This window comes from Legionella shakespearei DSM 23087, assembly GCF_000373765.1.
Lineage (GTDB): Bacteria > Pseudomonadota > Gammaproteobacteria > Legionellales > Legionellaceae > Legionella > Legionella shakespearei.
Genome location: NZ_KB892385.1, coordinates 18964 through 40234, shown reverse-complemented (window position 1 = coordinate 40234; position 21271 = coordinate 18964). Strand labels below are relative to the sequence as shown.

Sequence of the window (21271 nt, the reverse complement as noted above, 5' to 3'; positions counted from 1 at the left end):
GTGGATCGGGGAAATGGCGGCGATAAGCCGTACATGAACACCATGATTACATACACCTTCCCGGCTGCAAGCAGACCGGGCTACATACCCCCAGCCAAAGAGTATTTATTTTTACAATGTCATAAAACATGAAATTTAATGGTCTATAATTAATCTATTGTTTTGACAAGGAAGGAAACAAGACAAGGATTTCAGTTGAGTTCGAGAGGTAAAAAATGGAAAACTCTTTTATTCTGGACAACGTCAATATTCTATCGGAACAAGTTTTAAGTAGCCCTGAACAGATTAAAAAAGAAATAAAAATGCCAGAAAGATTAAAAGAATTTATTTTTCTGGAAAGAAATGCAATCTCTCGAATCATTCACAGACACGATAAACGGTTATTAGTGATATGCGGGCCCTGCTCCATTCATGAAATGAAGGCAGCTATGGAATACGCCGAAAGAATAACCGAACTCAGAAAAAAATATGCTAAAACCTTAAACATTGTCATGCGTTCCTATTTTGAAAAACCCAGAACAACAGTGGGGTGGAAAGGATACATTAATGATCCTCATAAAGATGGGAATGAAAATATTATTGGAATTATGCTTGAATCACATCTTTTTGAAGGAAATCAAAGCAGTGATATTCCCAAAGAGGAATTAAAATACGGTGTCTCGATAACCGATGCCTGTATAGGATGGGATACTACAGAAGATGTATTGGCCATGTGCCATGAGTCTATGAGTCTATGAGTCAATTGAGCACAGTATAGGCCTTTGTTATGAGTGAAAAATTAAATCAGTTACGTGCAGAAATTGATGGTGTTGATGAGCAATTATTAGACTTACTCGAAAAGCGGCTCAAACTTGTCAATGATGTTGGAAAAATCAAATCAGCAGAAGGTTTATCCTTACACGATCCGGTAAGAGAAGTAGAAATGATCGCAAGACACCGGGAAAAGGCGACAGCAAAGGGTATTTCATCCGAGTTCATTGAAGATATATTACATCGCTTAATACAGGAATCTTATTCCAATGAACTGACCATGGATACAGAGTCCGGCAAAACCAATGAACGCAAGATAATCATCATTGGCGGGCGTGGGAAAATGGGGGCATTATTTTGCAGACAATTCCTTCTGTCGGGCTATCAGGTAGAAATCCTGGAAGACGGTGATGAGTACAGTTCTCCTGAACTATTTAGCGGGGCAAGCCTGGTACTTGTCACTGTGCCATTAGCCAAAACTCTTGACGTGATAAATCAACTTCCTAAATTACCTTCTGACTGTGTTCTGGCTGATTTAACCAGCATTAAGGCCAAACCGCTTGCAGCCATGTTAAAAGTGCATGATGGCCCTGTTGTTGGCTTTCATCCTATGTTTGGGCCACGAGTTAAAACCCTGGTAAAGCAAGTAGTCATTCAATGTGATGGTCGTTCTTCCGAACAATACGGATGGCTCGTAGACCAGATTAAACTATGGGGCAGTTATATAGAGGCCTGTAGCGCAAAAGAACATGATCAATTCATGTCGTACATACAGGCACTACGCCATTTTACTTCTTTTGTATATGGATGCTTTTTATTAGAAGAACAGGTAGATCTCAATAAAGTATTAGCATTCAGTTCCCCTATTTATCGCCTGGAACTTGCAATGGTGGGACGTATGTTTTCCCAATCCCCTGAGTTGTATGCCGACATCATCTTGTCATCAAAGGATAATCTGGCGGTAATAAGCCGTCATCTTAAAGAATTTTCTAATGAATTTAATGAGTTATCTCATGAAGGCAGAGAGTATTTTATAAATCGCTTCACCAAGGTGTCGCACTATCTGGAAAAACATGCCGCTGTATTTCAATTCGAAACGGACAATATTTTAGAATTAGCCCTGAAACAAAAACAATGATGATTTCAAGCAGCCCACCTTGAATCCTGGTACGATCTGTAGCCCGGTCTGCTCGCAGCCGGGATCGAAGTGGCACCATCCCGGCTGCGAGCAGACCGGGCTACAAACCGTGCCAGCCTAGTGATTATCCATTGATAATATCATTACTGTACACCGTGCTATTTAACTGGCTCACAATTAACTGCACCAATTTAATCGTATTCTCATAATCGGCTTTATCAAAAATTCCGCCTTCCTGGTGAGCATAGCGAATAGGCATACCAATGTTAATTACCGGAATTCCTGCACCACTAGCCTGTAATTTGGCACCGTCCTCACCATAACCAGGTTCAATTTCCAATTGCAGGGGAATGTTATTATCATGAGCCAGTTTGATGATCCAGTTTAATAGACCTTGATGAGGAATCATCGATTTGTCATACACAAACAGGCCAGGCCCCTTTCCTAAACTGATTCGCCCTTTTCTCTTGGAAATCACTTGCGGATAATCATCTGCAATCCCGACTTCCACATTGATCACCACATCTGGTTTGATAGAGGGATATACAGTTCCGGCACCACGCAAGCCAATTTCTTCCTGAACAGTAGCTGCAAGAAACAACTGGTTAGGATGCGCTTTTTTGCTTTCCAAAACATCAGTAATCACTGCAAGCCCTGCCCGGTCATCCAAAGCCTTGGCCAGATAACGTGACGCGCCCATAGCCGCCCATGCAGGTTCAGGAGTCACAAAAAGACCATTTCTTAATCCCAAAGCCTCAGCCTCTTGTTTGTCTTTTGCGCCAACGTCTAAAAAGATGCTTTGATCAGCAGGAGGTAAAATCGCCTTTTCAGCATCACTTAATTGATGGGGTGAATCCATACCTGAATAGGCAACAACTATTCCCTTAGGAGTATTAATTTGCCAGCGATGAGCATAAGAAACCGAAGGATAAACACCACCTATTGGTAAAACTTTGAGAAATCCTTCAGGCGTAATGGATTCAACCATATAACCAATTTCATCCATATGCGCCATAAGTAAGACTTTAGGCCCTTGCCCGGGATTAGCTGGTGATGCAATCAAATTCCCTATTCCATCGACTGCCACCTTGGCTCCTGCAGCTTGCCAGCGGGTTTTCATTACTTCACGAACTGCTTTTTCATCACCAGAGGCACCCGGCAAAAGAGTTAATTGCTTAAGAAAATCTAAAGAAGAATCGGCATGAACAGAAAAAGCCAATAAAGATGCTAAAATAATTCCAATTTTTTTCATAAAAACACTCCATTTTTTGACGGAGCCATACTATCAAAAATAAAGAAAAAAGCATCAGCATAATGTAAAAATCGTAGCCTTGATGCAGCGTTAGCGCTGAGTGATCCTCTCATAATTTTAATCTCGTAAAAAGATGTAAATAAACAGGATGATCATCGCAAGTAGCCCCTCCACCTCCGGGGGAGGGTGCCCGACAGGGTGGGTGGGGGGATCAAAAAGAGAACTCATTTAAGGTAAAGGTCTAAAATAACATGGTCTATTTGATAGAAACTCCTTTTTTGATCCCCCCATCCGCCCTGTCGGGCACCTTCCCCCGGAGAGGGGAAGGCGATCCTGCATAGTTCTGAATGGTACTTAATATGAGAGGATCACTCAGAGCGATAGCGTAATCAAGGCTACAGTAATTAAAACATCCCTGTTATCTTGGGCCTTGGGCTAAAGAAATAGCCTTATCAACCCCTGTAAGTGCACTGCGGCTTATTAGCGTAGCCGGCCATAAAACAGGCGATGCTACGGTCAAAACTCCTTCGCCTATGGCAACAGCCCCTGCGATGCCAGCTACTTTAAAATCTTCCTTGCATGCATCTCCCTGGGATAAATCATATCCGCCTTTAATGAAAGCACAGGCAGCTACAACAGCTGCAGCGGCTGCTACTACAGGTGCAGAAAAAGGAGTAACTAGTAAATGGCCTGCAAACTCGGCTGGAGTTTTATACGGCTTAAAAAACCCCAGGTAGTTGCTGAAACTTGAAGATACAAATCCACCAACAATTATATCGAGACCACCACCCATCATTGAACAACTAGACATGCTTAACTCCTGAACATTGAAAATCAGGGAAAGTGTATATGTAAAAAATTGACATGCTAACCGTATTTTGTACGGTATTGAAAATAATAATATTGAGTTAATGTAAAATTTGATTAATATCATAAGGTTACTTCAATAACAGGAAATTTAATAGCTCCAGTTATTTTATTTATCACTCATTTTGATCTAATATTAAACACATAGCACCTCTATCATTTTGCATAAGGAATATGCTATGAAAGAAAATACTGAAATCCCTCGTAATTTAAAACAAAGCTTTTCTGCGAATGATATCGATTTATTCAAAGATATTGCTGAGATAAAGAGGCAGCTTACTGCCTATGTTACGACTAGAAATCCTGAGCTCCTCGACAATGCTATTCCTGAATTAATTACATTACTTGAAAGAGAAAGACGCAAAAAGAATGAGTACCTTATGACAGACCACTTATCAAAAAAATTAGGAGAGTTGGAATATCTGACGGGTCTGGTCAGTTTACTGGGAATAATGGACTTTGACATAAAATGTTATAGGGCAGTAAAGGAGTCTCTTGATGAGGCACAATTTCTGGGGTTTAAAGTGAATACTGAATTAAAACAAATGCTGAATCTGGTAGCTCCAGACCCAGAACCTAAAGCGAAAACCAGAAAAAAGGGTCAAAGTACCTCTCTGAGAAAAAGCTCCCTCGTCTCCTTTTGGTCCAGTTTAGACAAACATGAACGAATACAGGATAAAGCAATGGAATGTCTGAGCACTTATTTAAATATAATCACAAGCCCATCAGGCTGTAAAAGATACGGCAGCCCACGCGGATTAGAAGGGTAAATCTACCGCTCAAATTATAGCCCGCATCAGGCGATAGCCGTATCCGCCGTATTACGTAACAATCAGAGCTTAAAAGAACTGTCTGGTTCTTGTGCCTGACTCTCAACAACTTGAGGGATTGCACCAAGCAAACGGTCTTTGGATTGGCTTAAACGAATTCCCGCATTGTTTGTTGGTGTTAAATCAATGCCACAAAATCCCAACATCATATCGATATCAACACCGTAAGGGGTAAGTGAGTGCGTTTTGTCTTCAATGATCAAATCGGCATAACCAAAACCAAAACTGTTTATTTTAATTCTATTATTTGCACAAAAAGCACGAATTGCATCCAAGGCTTTATCAACATCTCCGGTAAACTGTCCTTTATCAATGCCAATTCGGCTTTTTTTGCCATCAAAAGAAATATCTATATACCAAAAATCTTTCATCCGTTACTCCTAAATCAAACCACAAAGACAAATATTATACCATTGGAGTTTTTTTAATCAATTAGAGCTATACCTATTTGATAAAACGTCACAATTTTATCAAGCTCACATGATTTCTGAATAACGCCGCAACTTTTTTTGCCCTCGCACCATCCGTTCGTGCTGAGGAGGCGCGGCTTTTTGCGCCGTCTTGAAGCACTGGCACAGACTCTTTGCCCTGTGCCTGCTTCGAGACGGGGTTCCCACCCCTCCTCAGCACGAACGGGCCGGTGTGTATAAGAGAAAAGCAATAGCTTATTCAGAGCTGGCGTAGTTACATACACAAGATTGCAATCACCAACCAATTAATTTATTGTAGATTTGCTGTAATTTTTAGGGATTTATTATAAGGATATAAATAATGAACAATGAAAAATCAGTACCAAACTCATTTTCTAATGAACAACCCGCTTCACAAGTAACGGAATCCACTGAAAAAGCGCAAAAGCCATCGTTTTTCTCTCGTATCAGCAGTGTTCCTGTCGCCCTTACCCTCGCCCCATTAGATGCTATTGTTGCAACAGGTAGTTACGTACACGATGAACCTTGCGAAAGAAACAGAGAAACACCCTGGATGGGGGTTAAGGTATTATCAGCCACACCCCTTAACGCCATGGCAGGCCTTGGTATGGTCGGTTCTCATACCCTGTTTAATATACGCGATGGACTAGTCGCGGGTCTCACTGAAGGACGCCCGGCAGTTAAGAAAGAATTTGCGTTATCCGAATTAAAAATCTCCACTCTATTCAACCCTTCTTGCTATGCAACTGAAAAGCGCTGGAAGGCAGCAGCAGAGGACTTGAACAATCATTCTTTTACTGTCTGATTCGATCCCGTATTAGCGAAGCGTAATACGGGATCGAAGTGGCAATGAACTCATTCCCGTATTACGGCTAACGCCTAATACGGGCTACAAGTCGTGCCACAGTTAATTGATTCCAATGCTTTGCTCATTACTCAGGTTGAGTTTATAATAGCCAAATTTGCTTCTAAGTAAGTCGAATGAAATTCTTTCGTACCAGACAATTGATAGATACAGCCAACAATCCCATCACTCAAGAACCTCATCAAAGTGCTGTTTGTCTTAATGAATCTCCAATAGTCGGAGTTTATAGTACCCAAACAATTCAGGAAGCATACGCGAAGGGTTTACTTTGTGTGGCAGGTATTACTTCTGATAAGGCATTAAAGCAAAAAATTCGTCCTGACAGATTGACCCAAACACTCTTAAAAATGCCCTCCCTAATAAGAAAAGAAGATTTTGCCGCGCTCTATGAACACATTGCGGATGAGCCATTAAATAATTTCTCGTTAACCTCTGATATTGACGATGATTTTCTCATGACCGGAAACGGCTATGTGTATTCCAGGCAGATACTTGAGGGCTGGCATAATCAAAGAAGACAAAACCTAACAGAATCTAACTCAACTTCAAAAAGTCATATTCCTTGCATTGTACTCCATCCAGTAGCCATAAAGTTAAAACAAGCATTTCGAGCAGAAGAGATTGTCGATCTGGATGAGTTATTTAGTTCATTCCAATTCACTTCGACAATTCCCTATACCTACAACTCAGCACAAAACTCAATATCAAGAGCGTTTAAACAATTGTTTTTTGGTAAAATTATGACCTTAATTGAAATCCCTGTTATAAGCCAGTCGGGACTGGTTATAGTAGTTTTTACTTATACAGGTACTTCTATCTTAAATTTTCTACGCTTTAACGCAGTGATACTTAATGAATTTTCAAAAAAGCAATTACTTACGATGGCTTTACCAGTGTTTTGTTCCACTTTGGCCTTGTCGCTATGCACCAGCAACAAGGCTGTTAGCTTAATCGCTTTTGAGAGCATGTTTAATATCTCGCTGTTCTCAAAATTATTCAGTGGATTTAGTCTGTTAAGGCGAACAGACATATGGGCTGATACTTTTACCGAAAATAAGCAAGTCCCCTTACTGGCAAGCAGTTTATACCTTGCTGCCAATATTTATAATGGCAACCTGACATGCTCTTTCTATAATCTGACAGACACCATTGCTAATTTACCCTGGCTATTATTCTCGATTAATTTTTTATTAAAAAATGATCCCAACCAATATCTAATCGCCAAATGCATTCCTTACTTATTATTTTATGCACTTTATTTGGATGAGCAGAAGCCGAATGGTTTTTTCTTTACAATGTTTATTATGGTTACCATACCAATGATATTGAAACGGTACAATCTTCCTGATCCTGGCTCCAATCTGTTTCGCCCCTTAGGACAGCATCAGGATGCAAATAAATTATCTGCCCTGGGAATCTTTCGCAATGAGCAGGGGAATCTTTATCTGAAAGCTATAAAAGCAGGAGAGCAAAGCATCGCAGCTTATTCTCACAATAGAGCAGGCCTCCCTTGAATAAAATGAGGCCTGACACCTTGTTCCTTCATCTTGCACAGCTAAATTGAAATCTCTGTTGACGTAGCAGCCGCAGTAGAACCTGCGGTGATACACCCAGCAACGATTAATTCAATGCCGGCATTATTGACCAGAATATCCAGTTTTCCGTATTGATTTATGATCTGCTCTTCCACCAATAGCAGATCCACATTGCGACCATGGCTTTTTGTCTTAAATAAGCTTATTTTGTTTTCGAATTATGCAGATTATCCTGTATAATGCATCCCACAAACAAAGCAGGAAGTACTTTTAAGGCAACCTTAGCAAAAAAGCTCAGCAGTACTTAAATCCATCTGTTACTAATATGTAATCTTACAATCAGGGTATTCAGTATGTCATTTAACGCAATTTTATTACCGCATTGGCTACACAATAAAATTAGTGATCATCCCTTTAAGCTCGAAATAAGGCATATTATTTCGATAATGAATAGTGCCAATTTATTGGATAACCCCCGTTTATACAGTATCCACAAATACCTGCTCCAACACCAATCACTGGGGCAAGTTAACAGAGCATTGTATTTATTAAGCCAAGACAATTTATTGAATCCAAGGTCTGGATGGTTAAATTTTAATCTCATTATTCGACATGAAAACATAAATGCTCTGGTACCTGTTATTGAATTGCTCTCTTCTGCAAGATTATTGCGTGGCCTGTCGGGTCAAGAATATTTAGACACTCTGGCCAGACATGTAAGACCCGAGGAAGTGGCCAAGGCTTTGCTGTTTATCAAAGACAATTGTGTAGCTGATGCTCAATGGAGCAAAATAAGCCTCATGGCTTTAAAACCTTACGAAGCCGTTATTGCCCTTTTGCCCCTGCACACATCTGGCTTATGGACAGACACAGAATTTAATCGTATTCAGGAAACGATTATCTGGCATGAAAATCCTCTTGATTTTGCCAACGCATTAAAATTCCTGATGCAATCCAATTTATTGGATCCTGATTTATCGGGCCCCTGTTTTCAATGCATCGCAACACATGAAAGTCCCTATAAAATGGCTCAGCTTCTGGCTATTCTGCATCATTGCAACTTGCTTAATGATGACCAGGGAAAAACCAATCAGGCTTTGATAGCCAGACATAACCACCTACCCTCCCTTGTAAGGGCACTCAGTAATTTGGAAACAGCGGGATTACTTACCGATTCACAGGAAAATCTTGATTTAACGGTTGGACATAAAAACCCAGGTATTATTGCAGATCTTATAATCCAGCTCACCAGGAAAGGATTATTGACTAATAGTAAAGCTGCTGCAAATCGTCGCGCCATTGCGAAACATTCAGCCCCGACCATTCTTTTTAATGTTTTTTTTACTATGGAAAGAAACAAAATATTCGACGATGCGGATGCTGCGCAAGTACATTTTGAGACATTAATAGGTCATGAGAATCCAGAGGCTATGGGGCTTGCTCTTTTATCATTGAAAGATCTGGGTCTTTTAACATCACATCTGGGATTGATAAATGGGAAAATGCTGGCCAGAATGACAAAACCCCAAACTATTATAGAAGCAATGCAAGCATTGGTAAATTCAGGTCTGGCTACATCTGTATCGATACAAAAATATTTTAATGCGATTACCGAACATAGTGTGCCTGCTATTGTTGCAAGTACCATACTTACCCTGAATCAGGCCGGATTATTAACATCCCCCCATGGCGCACAATGCGTTGACGCAGTCCTGAACTCTAAAAAACCAATCGAAGTGCATGCCGCATTAGGGCACTTGTATACCGCAAGTTCGTTCACTCCGCCCATGGCACTGTTCCATTTTAATGCCATTATCAGCCACGAATACCCAATGGAATATTCAACTGCACTAGTATCCATAGCTCTGCAAGTAATTGACGATACAGATTGGGGATATTTTAATAGACATTATGAAAATTTCTCTGATGAGATTAAGGAAGCACTGGAGATTATAGAAAGCAATGACCTGTTTCATAGGGAACACGTTAGCCGGATTATAACCCATAAAAAAATAGAGGAGTTGCTTACCACACTCTGGTGTATGAACAATGCTAATTTACTTACCGGAATCTTTGGACACGACAATCTCAGGCTTATTTTAATACACACATATCCTTATAAAGCTGCGATTACCCTGTGGCTCTTTGATCAGTTTGGCGTATTGAACGGAGCAGATACTCAAGCCAATCGCTGGTCTATCCGCCGTTATTCAATTCATCAAATGCAACTTCTGACCGATGCACTTGAGGAATTGCACCTCCGTGGCCTGTTAACAGGTACGAATACTCAGGCTAATTTCAATGCATTGCTTCATCATGTCTCCCCATGGAATGTCGCCATGGCACTCATTGCATTACATAATGAGGGCTTATTAACAGGGATTGGAGCACAGCGCAACCGACATATAGTGAGCAACCATCCGGATCCCCTGTTGATGGCAAGCGCTTTAATACAATTAAATCAGGCAGGTTTATTGACTGGTTTTGAGGCTCATATCAACAGAGATAAATTGCTGAAGAGCCCAACACCTCTTGCTTTTGTTAAAGCATTAATAGAATTAAATGAGGCAGATTTATTAAATCACGAATACAGAGACATAGTCTTTACCCATAGCAATCCAACAGCAGCGTCCTGCGCATTGATTAGCTTCAATCGAATGAATTATGCGAGCAGTCTGGATATGTGGCTATTTAAAAGTGCTATTTTAGCTCATCAGAATCCCATGGCTATTTTCAATGCAATAGACCTGCTAAGAAACAATAAATTACTGGAAGGTATCAATGTCCATGTTTACCAAAGAATGGTAATAACTCATGCTAAACCCTTACATGCAGCAGAGGCACTTGTTCAATTGCATGATAATCACCTGTTCACTGATTTTAATTTTTGGCACTATCTTCATATCATTGCTTGCGCTCAAGATCCATTAGTGGCAGCAAAAATCATTTCGGTATTCGCAAGCATAGAAAAATTCAGCGGGACTGAGGCCAGATTATGGATGTATATCAATCCATTACTAAGGCATCAAACGCCTCTTGCAATAGCTTTTATATTGGAAGCTTTAATCAATACACCTTTATTAACTGCTGATTTATTTCCGATCAATTTTGAGTTGCTCATGCACCATAAAAACGTAACGTTTCTCATTCATATAATGGAGCAGCTGGCTAATACAGGATTATTCTCTTCCAGCAGGGCGCAAATAGTGTTTGATTTACTCATCGTACATGAGAATCTTACTGCTCTCTCCGATGCAATGAGCGCCTTGAATGAAGCAGCTTTATTAACTCAAGACTTTGGACTCAATAATCTGGAACTGCTCATCAGGCATCAGAGCCCGATGCTACTCGCCAGGGCTTTTGTAGTGCTGGAGCGAAGTGGTTTATTAACGAATACGTCGGCATCATTGAATTGTGACATGGTAAAAAATCATGCCAATCCGCTTGCAACAGCTCAGGCATTGGAAGCATTAAATAATGCCGGACTTCTGCAAAGTGCTCTGGCGCGGAATTATCACTCACGATTAATGACGCACGCAGCCCCTCATACTATTACCCTTCTCCTCAACGGTTTGTCTCAGGAACATGACGCCAACGGAGAACATCATGAACGAGTTTATTTAATTCGTATCTTAAAAAAATATATTGAACGAATTGAGTCCTATCCAAAAAACGATTCTGAAGAAATTAAATTTGGTCAAGGCTTTGTATTCTTTTCAAAATCCAGAGCTGAAAATAGAAAGTTGAATTATCAGCATGCAGTGTATTTGCTCGAAGAACTGATTTTTTCGCCACAAACAATCAGCGCGCTCTATCCTTACATCCAGGAGCTAAACACGCATAGCAGCAGTTTAAAGAGTGTGTTCCAAAAAATAGAAGAACAGGCTGAACATGAATTGGAATCAAACAATATCGCACCGGCTGCGTAGCCCGATCCCGGCTGCAAGCAGACCGGGCTACAGAGCTTATAATCTGAACGAGTTCTGATTAAATGGCTCTGGGTGTTTTTCTCCCACAAGCGACTTGATAGATTTCAAATCCGCATTGGCCACTTTGGTACTGAGATGAGGTATGACATTGGCGAAAAGCGACTGGGTAATCCCGGTAATCTGAGCAACATCACTGGCCTGGGGAATGATGGGATCAATCTGGCGTAAAGGTTCAATAGTATGGCTAAATTTTATTTGACGCTGCCTATAGGATAAACTCGCCTCATAGTGAATTTTTTCAATCAAATCACTGGCAAATAACATAAAGAACGTAGGGGTGATAGCAACATCAACTTCCTGGCTTTGCGTGGCATGCCATCGGCAAAGGTTTTCCAAGACCATCATCATTGTGTTTGACCACCGAGGTCCGCCCCCAAGATTGGCTTTTTCCTGTGGATTCATCCATGAAGGTGCCAAAGAGTGCCCTACTGCATGGTGCCATTCAGGATAAAATTTGCTTGAAGCTGAGCCACGAAATTCTGCATTAATAATTCTGCGAAAGGCAACATCCATTTCTGCAGTCAATTGACTTCCATACTCAATATAAAAAGACTCGAATGCCTGCAAGGCGGTGTAGTGCATGACGCTTTTCTGGCTTACAGAGCGCGTTGTCCGGGTAGCAATAGTGTGAGGCTCAACTGCTACCTCGCTGCCCCCACGGATGATTTGCTCATCAACCGGGGTTTCAGTTATAGAAAATAATCTGGAACTGCCCCAATAAGGCTCCTGATAAGAAGAAGTATGAAGTGAAAACGGGCGTATTTCATGAATACGATTATTCCAGTCAGTGAATTTGTAGCCTCGGTTAGAGAACAGGGTCACTCCATCTAATGTTTGAGCTTTATAGGCTGTAGTTCCGTACCGATTTACTTGCTGGATATCAACAAGAGGTTGCCATTGCGGTGCATTCTCTGCGCCAGAGGGCATTTCATATTGGCTGGCGGTGACTTCCTTACCATTATAATGCAGTACTGCATTACCAATAATCGGGCTATTAGGGTGAAATCGTCGGTACCTGTCAAAACAAAGATTAGAATAATCTCGACCATTGAAGCTTAATGAAAAACCTTGCTGGTCTACTCTATTTGGTTTTGCTGTATGAAATTCGCGTTTCGCGAGCGGTTTTGAAGCACTTCGCGAAGAAGAACGTTTGACAGTTCGAATGCCTTTACGTGGCATAAAAAAATTAGGCATAAAAATTTCTACAAAAAGTTAAATTATCAACAAGTTATTTCAAATAACAAGCAAAATGATACATTATAGTGTTTTTCTCTTACTAAATAAAGCGTAAGAGATACTAACGCAACTTGATTTTTAAAACACTGTCGCTGCATCAAGGCTACATTTTAAATTTATTTAAAAACCATTCTGTTGCTAAAAGATTTTTTTATGAGAAAATGCGCGCAGGTTGTTTAATATTTAAAGGAGTAGATGTAATGAGCTTGACCCAATGTGATCTGGACGAATTAGTAGCAGAACATGTCAGTGAAATGATTCAAAACCAGCTTGGATATGAGGTATTACGCTCCTCAATACTTCAGGGAAAACCACCAGAAGAGCTGATAATCAAATTACAAGGTTCCTTAAAAAATTTAGCTGATGCTGAGCATTCAGCAACAAAAGACCAGCTTATCCGCGAAGCGCGCGCAGCACAGGTAAAACAAGATCAGGAAGAGGCACAAAGAGATGCCAGCGAAACAGTGATTGACGCAGAATTAAAAACCAAAACACAATCATTGTTACCTGAAACCAGAAACCATCTTGAAGAACAAAAGCAAAAGCTTATTCCATCACTTGCCTCATTTGAGCAAGCAAAAAAGCAATTTGATGGTCAACAAAAGGGACATGATGAACTGGATGCGGAGATAAACCTTCTCATAAAAGATTTGGAATCATTGCAACGCTCATTAAACGAAAATAGCCTGTTACAACGAAAGAATGAACAGTTATTCGCCCAAAAAGCCTCAGAAGTAACTCGTCTGGAGGCAGAAATTCAAGCACTTGAGCAACAACGCAACCAGGCGCAAAGAGAGTTTGATTTCCTGCAACAGCAGGAATTGGCAGCAAAAAACCAGGGCCAAACTCATCAACACCCTACTGCTGCTAACACTCAGGGGCATTCCGAACCTTCAGTGGTGAATAATCCCTCATCCAGAGTAACAACCTCACCTGCTCCTTTCCCTGTACCCAATCCAGCAGAGAGAATGCTCGCGCTGAGGAATCAAATAGACAGAACGGTGTCTACGATAAATGCTACACTACTCAGAAAACAACTCCTGCAAAATGAAGTTCTGAACATCATTCCAGCTCAACTCCAGCAATCAAGAGATGCAGCAAGAGCAATTTCTGCAAACCTGTCAGCCCGGCAAGAACAGTTAAATGCTTTAAAAATTAAAATTGCACTCTCCAAAGCAGAACTTGATCGTCTGGAAAGCGTACTCAAGCCTGTCCAGACAAGTAAAGAACAGCAAGAGTCTTTAGTAGCAGACATTCAAAGGGAATATAATCGCTTAAACAGAACACTGGATATTGAATTACCGCAACGAGAAAAAGCTCGCCAGGAACGTCTTGCAAAGCGTACGTACAGAGATACGAATAAAGACAATGTGGATTATGTGCAGGCCTTGTCTGCTCTCAACGCCCATTCTCTCAATCTTGCTATTCAAAGTAATTATCGGCAAATAGATCAAACCCGATTGGAAAAATGCTCTGATGCGTATGATATTGCGGATGCTGTGTACATCAAAACCCTGGTTGAAACCAAAAAGAAGGCTTCAACAGCCAGTGATGAAGCTTTAGCTTTATACGCTATTCATTTAGCCCATATTAAATGCACTGCAGCAAGCGAGCAGCAAAATCAAGCTGAGCAGACGCTGACTAAGACAGAATCCTCTTTGCAACACACAAAATCACTGCATGCCGAAAAGAAAAGACGACTTGAGCAGACCGTGGCACAACACGATGGAATTAATCGGGAACTGGAAGAGTTAGCGACTAAAAAAGAAGAGTTTGAACAGGCTCATGAGGTTCATATGAGCTTTTTTAAAGGGGTTTTGATTGGCTGGGGAACACTGGCTGCTGGTGCTGCGGTAGTGGGTATCAGCGCATGGGCTCTCGATCTGAGTATTGCAGCTCTCATCACTTTTGTCACAACGCTTCCGACCGCCGCTTTTGCCCTTGCTCTTACCTTAGCTGGAATTGCTGTTGCCGGTTTAGTGTTAGCTCCTATAGTAATGGGCATTACTTTTGCTGTTAATTGTTATCAATACAATAACAACGAGGCCGCTATTGTTTTAGCCAATGGTCAGAAGAACGCTCGCTCTACTGAAACTGGTGAATTGAATCGTGCTATTGCTGGCCTGGAGCAAGATATTGAAAAATTATCTCTTGAACTCAGCAAAAACAAGGAAGAAGTTAGAGAAAAAACAGCAGCAACGGAGCGTTTAATACAGCAACGCGATGCGATTACACCAGAAAATGTAAGGGAAAATCGAGTCAGTTATCAGGATTTGTATCAAAATCCAGGTTCATCCCAGATTATTTTCTTCGGTGGAGAACCGCCTGTACCTGCATCCAATACCGTTACCGATGAACCAGGTTTCGTGCTTTAATTTGTTTCGTAGCCCGTATTAGCGAAGCGTAATACGGGATCAAAGTGGTAATGAACCTCATTCCCGTATTACGGCTAACGCCTAATACGGGCTACAAATCGCGGAGAAATTCCTTAACTTAATGGCAGTGAGCTCCCTACCCTGCCTTGCAGATTTTCATATGCGCTTTCCAGCTCCTGCATAGGTCTTGTCGTGTTGTAATTAAAAGATAGAGTGAATTGAAATGTTCCTGTCATAGTATTCATAATTCTCCCTACTGCGCCCTTCTTATCACAGACCGCTTTGTACAGTTCACACTGGTCATTCAGGTCAGGTCTATCTATAGCATAATTCTTCACAGCCCCCATTAATCGCTCTTTGAACATACCAATTTCTGCTTTAGACATTTCATTGCGATTAATGTATTGATTCACTTCCTGAGCATCACAAAGCAATAACAATTTTAAACCCTGGACATGAGATTCACTATTATTGTATCTCAAGGCTTGAAAAGCGCTTGCCAATATTAATTGCTTATCAAGGTTATTATGATCAATACAGGCATTAACAAGATTGTTGCGATGGTGATAAATGGCTGAATTAATCAATGAAAATGAAACCAGATAGGGAAACATTTCAATGAGTTTTATTGCCCTGCCCTCATCATTTTTCAGAGCATCAGCAAAAAGAATATCAATAAGTTGCATATCTATGGGCTTATTTTTTTGTAAGGCTACATCAAAAAGGCATTGTAAATCGACAATTTTTGAATCTTTCATCGAACGTTGTCTGGAAAGGGCATTCTCTCTAAACAGGTAATCACTAAAATTACTAAAAGCATCCCCTTCTTTGTTATCTGCCAATTGCTCAAGAGCCGCTTTTTTCTTATTCACATCCATAGCTGAGATGAGACGAAAAACCTCCTGAGGATTATCATCAGCAGCAAAATCAAATTCCCCTGCCTGGTACTGGATTTGCTGCAGTAAGGTGCCAGCATTTCTTTTTAACGCTGCTGTAATTTTTTCATAAACTGGAGAATGTGACTTTTTTAATTCGCAGCTCAGCTGATAAAGTGCTGATACCATATCCCTGTTATCCCATGTTTTTTTTTCAGCAAGTATGGTGTCTAAAATGAGTGGATGTGAATAAATATCGGTTAGATGTTCCAGCAATTCTTTCGGTTCGACATAAATTTTCTTATTTAATATATCATTCCCCAAATAGATACTCTGGCTCGATTTATTTTTCCACCATGTGATTAATAAACCCCTATATACAGAAATAGCATTGGCCGTAACATCATTCAAATAGCTGTCTATGGAGTGTAACCGTGTTGTAATTTGAGTTTGATTAAGTGGTGGGTAGACTTTTAAGTCTGAATGAATAGCACGTACGCTATATTGAACTTGTTTTATACCCTGCCATTGAATTTTCTCCAAAAGATTAATCGTTTTATATTCCAGACGTTTACTGTTGGAATAGGGATTACCTTCGAAGCCAAATGCAGCCATCCTACCGACAAATAAAGCGTAAATAAGTCCATTTACTGCCGCAATTTCTGATCGATCGCTCGATTGTATTGGTTGCATGGTGTCTATGTCACAGAGCTTTAACTGACCTCGTTCATTCACCAGCAAATTCCAAAAAGTAAGATCACCATGTCTTACGTTTGCCTTTTGCAAAGCAGTGACCAGAGCTACGATTTGAACTACAAGATTTACCTTTTGATCAAAAGTCGGCGTTTGTGTAGCAACCCACTTTTCAACAGACATGCCACCTCGCTCCATCAGCATCATCACTTTAGTGCCATCTGGGGAAAGCCCGTAAGCGTAAGTATGAATTAATGCAGGAACTTGATTTTGAACTGTATAAGCCTGTTTATTGCCATTTAATAATGCTTCTTTTCTGGCATTACGGCTCTCTGAATCTTCAGCATCACGTAAATCATGAATTTTTAAGGCGAGTTTTTGCCCTGTTTTCAAATTAACAGCTGCATATATTGATGCCTGAGTGCCACTACCGAGATGGACTGAATTCCCTGGTTCATTGTATTCATAGCTGATTAACTGAATTTCACCATTTTGTTTGAAGGCATGCAAAATATGGGGTTCACCACTCTGTTCTGGTGTAATCTCCATCCATTGCGGATTATCTGCACTGAACTCATTCAAGTCATCAAAAAGATTCTTTTGATTGAGACTGGCGATTAAATCAGCATAATTTTTCATATGATACTCCGAGCGAGAGAAAGAATTGAGCATACTGTAACCCCATTAACGTTGTTATCAGGGTCTAAATGTACTCTCAGTATCAGTAATACAAGAGAATGCCGTGGAAACCATGCTGCCGAAAAGATCAATGGTATTAGCTACAGGGCTCAATGCAGCAACAAGAAGCGTTAAAGGACTACTAAACCCGCACATTGCTGCAGATAAGAAACAGTCAAAGGCAGCATCAGGCCGCAATACTGCCAGGTTAACTACAACAAGAGCGGTAAGTAGAACAGAAGCTATTAATTGTTCCAGAGCCAAAATACTTAAACATAATGGTGCGGTAAAAATACATATGGTTCTGTGAAGAAAATCTACTGGAGATTCGAATGGGGCAAAAAACTCAGGAGAATCGTATTCAACATCATCGGATGTTTCGGTTGCTACAGCACCGCACACACCAGAATTTGCCATTAAAAATTTATTGAATTCAAAAAACATAATAATCTCCTTCGTTTAAGTGGAATCATTATACTATTTGAATAAAAAATAATCAATACTTTCGATGCATATGTCGTGGCACAATGCCGTAGCCCGGTCTGCTTGCAGCCGGGATGGTGCTACTTCGATCCCGATTCACGTCGTCCTGAGCGCGTCTTTTTGCGCGAAGGATCTCCCAATATTGGCACCGTGCTGCTGTCAGGAAGAACAGGAAACATAGCATAGGGATCAATTACATAATGCTCAAAACTCCCCTTGACATGCAAAAGACAATGTCTGTCAGATAGGGTTAAGACTCGCCAGCATTAAGCACTGTTGACGCCTTAAAATAGCGGATTGCGTATAAGCCCGCAGCACAGCAAACCGTGAGGAAACTGATTACAGACTCCCATGGCCTGTGCATACTGGTTAAAATGATCATAGCGAACGTTGCTACCGTAAAAATAACTACAGGTATCATAGTGAACAGCGTTTTGAGGGAGTTGATCTTTTTTATTTTAAAAATAACCCCCACTGTCATCAACATCGAAAAGGACAAGGTTAAGCCAATATAAGACAAAAGCTCTCTTAACTGTGTGCTCCAGATGATAAGAATAACTATCAACGCTTGAATCGTGACCGCGTACTGGTCAATTAATCGATGAGTGCCAAAAGGCAACAGCCCATCCTGACTCATAGCCTGATAAACACTGGGGCCAACAACAAACATGGAAAAAATTCCGGAAAATAAAACGGCAACAATAATCACTCTGATGAATAAGGCAAAATGTGTGCCGCCAATGGCTAACGCTGTTCTTGCGGCAATATCCGAATAGCCTGAAACCAGCATATTATCCGGAAAATATAAAAAAATTCCGTTTAGCACCAGATACAAGAGTGTAATCAACACCGTTCCGGCTAACATAGCCATGGGAACATCACGTTTTGGCTTTTTACTCTGCCCTAATACATAAATAGCCGCATTAAACCCGGAGTAACTGTAAAAAACCCATAAGACAATGGTCGCAAACGAAAATGGGGATACAGGCTCCTGAGCAACAAAATAAGAATTGGCTGGAGTTGCAGTCATGAACGCGATGACAATAAACAATAACAGAATGGCCAGTTTTATCAGAACAATACTATGGTGCACTATTGACCCAAGCTGAAACTGCAACAACCTTAATCCCCAGCAAATCAGTACCGTCACACTGGCAATAAGGGGTAAATTGCCCCCATCATAAAGATATGCGGCAAGAGTGAGCGCCGAAAATGCTGAAGCTCCTGAAAAACCAACAAATAAAGACAATAACCCGCCAACAAAGCCTGCAACGGGATGAATGTAAGCACGCAATACCACATACTCACCGCCGGACAAAGACAGTTCTCGGGCAAGAATTCCATAACTAAAAGCCCCGCACACGGCAAGACAACCACCAATAAACCAGGCAAGCATCACCGTATGGGCAGAGTGAACTTCCTGAAGCGCGATTCCGGAAGTGGTAAAAACACCAGCCCCCAGCATGTTGGCAACCACCAGAAAAATAAGCGAGATTAAAGAAAATTGCTTCATCAAAAATTCCCTGAACAACAAAGCAGACATCAGCTGCCAGACAAGCATATCACAATCAAAACAAAATGAGGTAAAGGAGCGGAATTTTTGTTGAGGCACGAAGTCTGGTATACCCCGATCTGGATATAGGTGCAGGAAATACAGTACGTGTAAAGATAACTGTTCCGCTTCCTCACGGTCGCGGCTCGGATTCGCTCTCGAAACTTTGCTACTAAACTGCCTGATTATTTTGACGTCACTGTCCTGACGTACTAAGCTGTAAATGTCACTTTTATTCAAGGATATACTATGACATGGAGAATATTATCGGCGTTTTATATGTTGGTAATGACTTTGCTTTTTTCATCAAATGCAGTTGCGTTACATGTAGAGCTGATGGAAACCAGTCCAGCATCACCAACCGTGCTGTATCAGGATGAAGCTCTTTATGTCCTTATCCACTATAAAAGCGAACGGCCATTACGATTTCAGGCTGTGGGTAAATACAGGGATCAAGAGATTATGGTTAATGTCCGACTGAATCCCTCCCAAGCTTATCCTGAAGGCGAGGGACAAGCTATAGCCTGGGTTGCTTATGATAAACCAACCGAAATCGATGCGCTCAAGGTGACAGTATACAATGAAAACTGGCAACCCTTAGAAACAAAAATGATGATGCTTTCTGCTATTTGGCAAGAGGGAAACAGTCAGCGCACCCATTCTCAGGCACCATGGGTAAAACGATTAAACCAGGAGCAACAAGCCAGCGTATCAAAATCGCAGGAACCTTTATCCTGGTGGGATGTCTTATTTTTTCAATTGCTCTATCTTTCAGTACCTCTGTATTGGATTTTACAAATCACAGTTCTTTTAAGATGGCCTGAGGAATGGCGAAAAACTGCTTGTCTGCCGTTGTTGATTAGCATTCCACTGTTGGTTTATACCTTGTATGCCCTCTACAAACAATCAAATCTATGGCCATTAATGATGTTATTTATTACTCCGATTACCTTATTGATCCTCTTGGTTATTATGATTTATAAAAAAATGCATACGCGATAATCTGAGCTGAATACGTCATCCTGACCTTCATTCAGGATGACGTAATACTGTTCACGATAAAACTCACTCTCTCGGAAACTGGCAGCAAAGGAATATTGATTAATTGATATCCCAAGTCTGTATAAGCCTGTCTCAAATCCTGTTCAAATAATAAAGATTCATTAAAAGTAAGCCGTCTCTCCGCATCATTGCTGTAAATCTGTTCCCAGGCTGGCGCAAAAAATACGGTGGGATTATATCGATAAATACGACTGGCCTTAAGCTCGGAACCGATTTCCAAATGAAAGCATTGACTGTAAGCAATCAGATCAGGCAAGCCGCGGTCAAAAAAGGTTACCTCATCTGTAGGAACACTGTCATGGTCATAAAGCATGCGCGATAACATCAGCTCTTTAAACAAAAAGGGATTTTTATCATAAACGCCCTCCCCTTCAATGAGCCTTTGCTGTGCCAAAATCCCTCTGGCAGGCTCATCAATAATCGGGAAACCTCGTTTTAATAATTCAGTCAGGATTGAAGTCTTACCACTGCCTGGTGGCCCGGTTAATAGGTAACGTTGGTTCATTAGTGCCTCTGAAAAAGTAGTTCAGTCCCCAACACCTACGTGCCACGGCCGAAGGTCCGTGGCATCCAGGAATGGTGGATGCTGGAATTCAATTTATCAACAATTCAATCCTTGGTCTATTAAAGAAATCTGTCGCTGATTGAGCATCTCCTGGA

The 21271-nt window shown here is 40.9% G+C and carries 17 protein-coding genes; 8 read left to right on the top strand and 9 right to left on the bottom strand.

Annotated elements, in window-relative coordinates:
• The first annotated feature begins 215 nt into the window (after positions 1–215).
• Positions 216–737: a DAHP synthetase I family protein gene (locus B094_RS17615; protein WP_018576350.1), complete on the top strand. Its 522-nt coding sequence runs from the start codon at positions 216–218 to the stop codon at positions 735–737.
• 29 nt (positions 738–766) lie between these two features.
• Positions 767–1888 carry a bifunctional chorismate mutase/prephenate dehydrogenase gene (gene tyrA / locus B094_RS0103180; protein WP_018576349.1) on the top strand — a complete coding sequence of 374 codons (1122 nt, stop codon included), beginning with the start codon at positions 767–769 and terminating at the stop codon, positions 1886–1888.
• A gap of 124 nt (positions 1889–2012) precedes the next feature.
• Here tyrA and B094_RS0103175 read toward each other — a convergent pair whose 3' ends face one another.
• Complete coding sequence (locus B094_RS0103175; protein ID WP_018576348.1) at positions 2013–3140, bottom strand: M42 family metallopeptidase; 1128 nt, start codon at positions 3138–3140, stop codon at positions 2013–2015.
• 418 nt (positions 3141–3558) lie between these two features.
• Positions 3559–3951 (bottom strand): hypothetical protein, encoded by a 393-nt coding sequence (locus B094_RS0103170; RefSeq protein WP_018576347.1) that lies wholly within the window; start codon positions 3949–3951, stop codon positions 3559–3561.
• Positions 3952–4186: 235 nt separating this feature from the next.
• On the opposite strand from B094_RS0103170, the gene B094_RS0103165 reads away from it, so the two are divergent.
• Positions 4187–4777, top strand: coding sequence for a hypothetical protein (locus B094_RS0103165; protein WP_018576346.1), 591 nt, complete (start codon positions 4187–4189; stop codon positions 4775–4777).
• A gap of 62 nt (positions 4778–4839) precedes the next feature.
• Here B094_RS0103165 and B094_RS16390 read toward each other — a convergent pair whose 3' ends face one another.
• Positions 4840–5208 carry a hypothetical protein gene (locus B094_RS16390; RefSeq protein ID WP_018576345.1) on the bottom strand — a complete coding sequence of 123 codons (369 nt, stop codon included), beginning with the start codon at positions 5206–5208 and terminating at the stop codon, positions 4840–4842.
• A 400-nt stretch (positions 5209–5608) separates the two neighbouring features.
• On the opposite strand from B094_RS16390, the gene B094_RS0103155 reads away from it, so the two are divergent.
• Complete coding sequence (locus B094_RS0103155) at positions 5609–6073, top strand: hypothetical protein (RefSeq protein WP_018576344.1); 465 nt, start codon at positions 5609–5611, stop codon at positions 6071–6073.
• 176 nt (positions 6074–6249) lie between these two features.
• Positions 6250–7647, top strand: a complete 1398-nt coding sequence (locus B094_RS0103150; RefSeq protein ID WP_018576343.1) for a hypothetical protein — start codon at positions 6250–6252, stop codon at positions 7645–7647.
• Positions 7648–7688: 41 nt separating this feature from the next.
• Here the strand turns inward: B094_RS0103150 and B094_RS17235 are convergent, their stop codons facing one another.
• Entirely contained in the window at positions 7689–7838 is a 150-nt protein-coding gene (locus B094_RS17235) for a hypothetical protein (RefSeq protein ID WP_018576342.1), read from the bottom strand.
• Positions 7839–8021: 183 nt separating this feature from the next.
• Here B094_RS17235 and B094_RS0103140 point away from each other — a divergent pair, with 183 nt between their 5' ends.
• Complete coding sequence (locus tag B094_RS0103140) at positions 8022–11597, top strand: hypothetical protein (RefSeq protein WP_018576341.1); 3576 nt, start codon at positions 8022–8024, stop codon at positions 11595–11597.
• 36 nt (positions 11598–11633) lie between these two features.
• Here the strand turns inward: B094_RS0103140 and B094_RS0103135 are convergent, their stop codons facing one another.
• Positions 11634–12851 carry a hypothetical protein gene (locus tag B094_RS0103135; RefSeq protein ID WP_018576340.1) on the bottom strand — a complete coding sequence of 406 codons (1218 nt, stop codon included), beginning with the start codon at positions 12849–12851 and terminating at the stop codon, positions 11634–11636.
• Between the two features lie 242 nt (positions 12852–13093).
• Here B094_RS0103135 and B094_RS0103130 point away from each other — a divergent pair, with 242 nt between their 5' ends.
• Positions 13094–15268, top strand: coding sequence for a coiled-coil domain-containing protein (locus B094_RS0103130; RefSeq protein WP_155823535.1), 2175 nt, complete (start codon positions 13094–13096; stop codon positions 15266–15268).
• A gap of 113 nt (positions 15269–15381) precedes the next feature.
• On the opposite strand, the gene B094_RS0103125 is transcribed toward B094_RS0103130, so the two are convergent.
• From B094_RS0103125 to B094_RS0103115, 3 genes are all read right to left on the bottom strand, one after another.
• Complete coding sequence (locus B094_RS0103125; protein WP_018576338.1) at positions 15382–17475, bottom strand: protein kinase domain-containing protein; 2094 nt, start codon at positions 17473–17475, stop codon at positions 15382–15384.
• Between the two features lie 57 nt (positions 17476–17532).
• Positions 17533–17958 (bottom strand): hypothetical protein, encoded by a 426-nt coding sequence (locus B094_RS0103120; RefSeq protein WP_018576337.1) that lies wholly within the window; start codon positions 17956–17958, stop codon positions 17533–17535.
• Between the two features lie 289 nt (positions 17959–18247).
• On the bottom strand, positions 18248–19510 hold the full coding sequence (locus tag B094_RS0103115; RefSeq protein WP_162263947.1) for an APC family permease: 1263 nt from the start codon (positions 19508–19510) through the stop codon (positions 18248–18250).
• 288 nt (positions 19511–19798) lie between these two features.
• Between B094_RS0103115 and B094_RS0103110 the strand changes: the two genes are divergently transcribed.
• A complete protein-coding gene (locus B094_RS0103110) occupies positions 19799–20551 on the top strand; it encodes a hypothetical protein (protein ID WP_018576335.1) in 753 nt (250 codons plus the stop codon).
• A 31-nt stretch (positions 20552–20582) separates the two neighbouring features.
• Here B094_RS0103110 and B094_RS0103105 read toward each other — a convergent pair whose 3' ends face one another.
• Entirely contained in the window at positions 20583–21116 is a 534-nt protein-coding gene (locus tag B094_RS0103105; RefSeq protein WP_018576334.1) for an AAA family ATPase, read from the bottom strand.
• Positions 21117–21271: the final 155 nt, after the last annotated feature.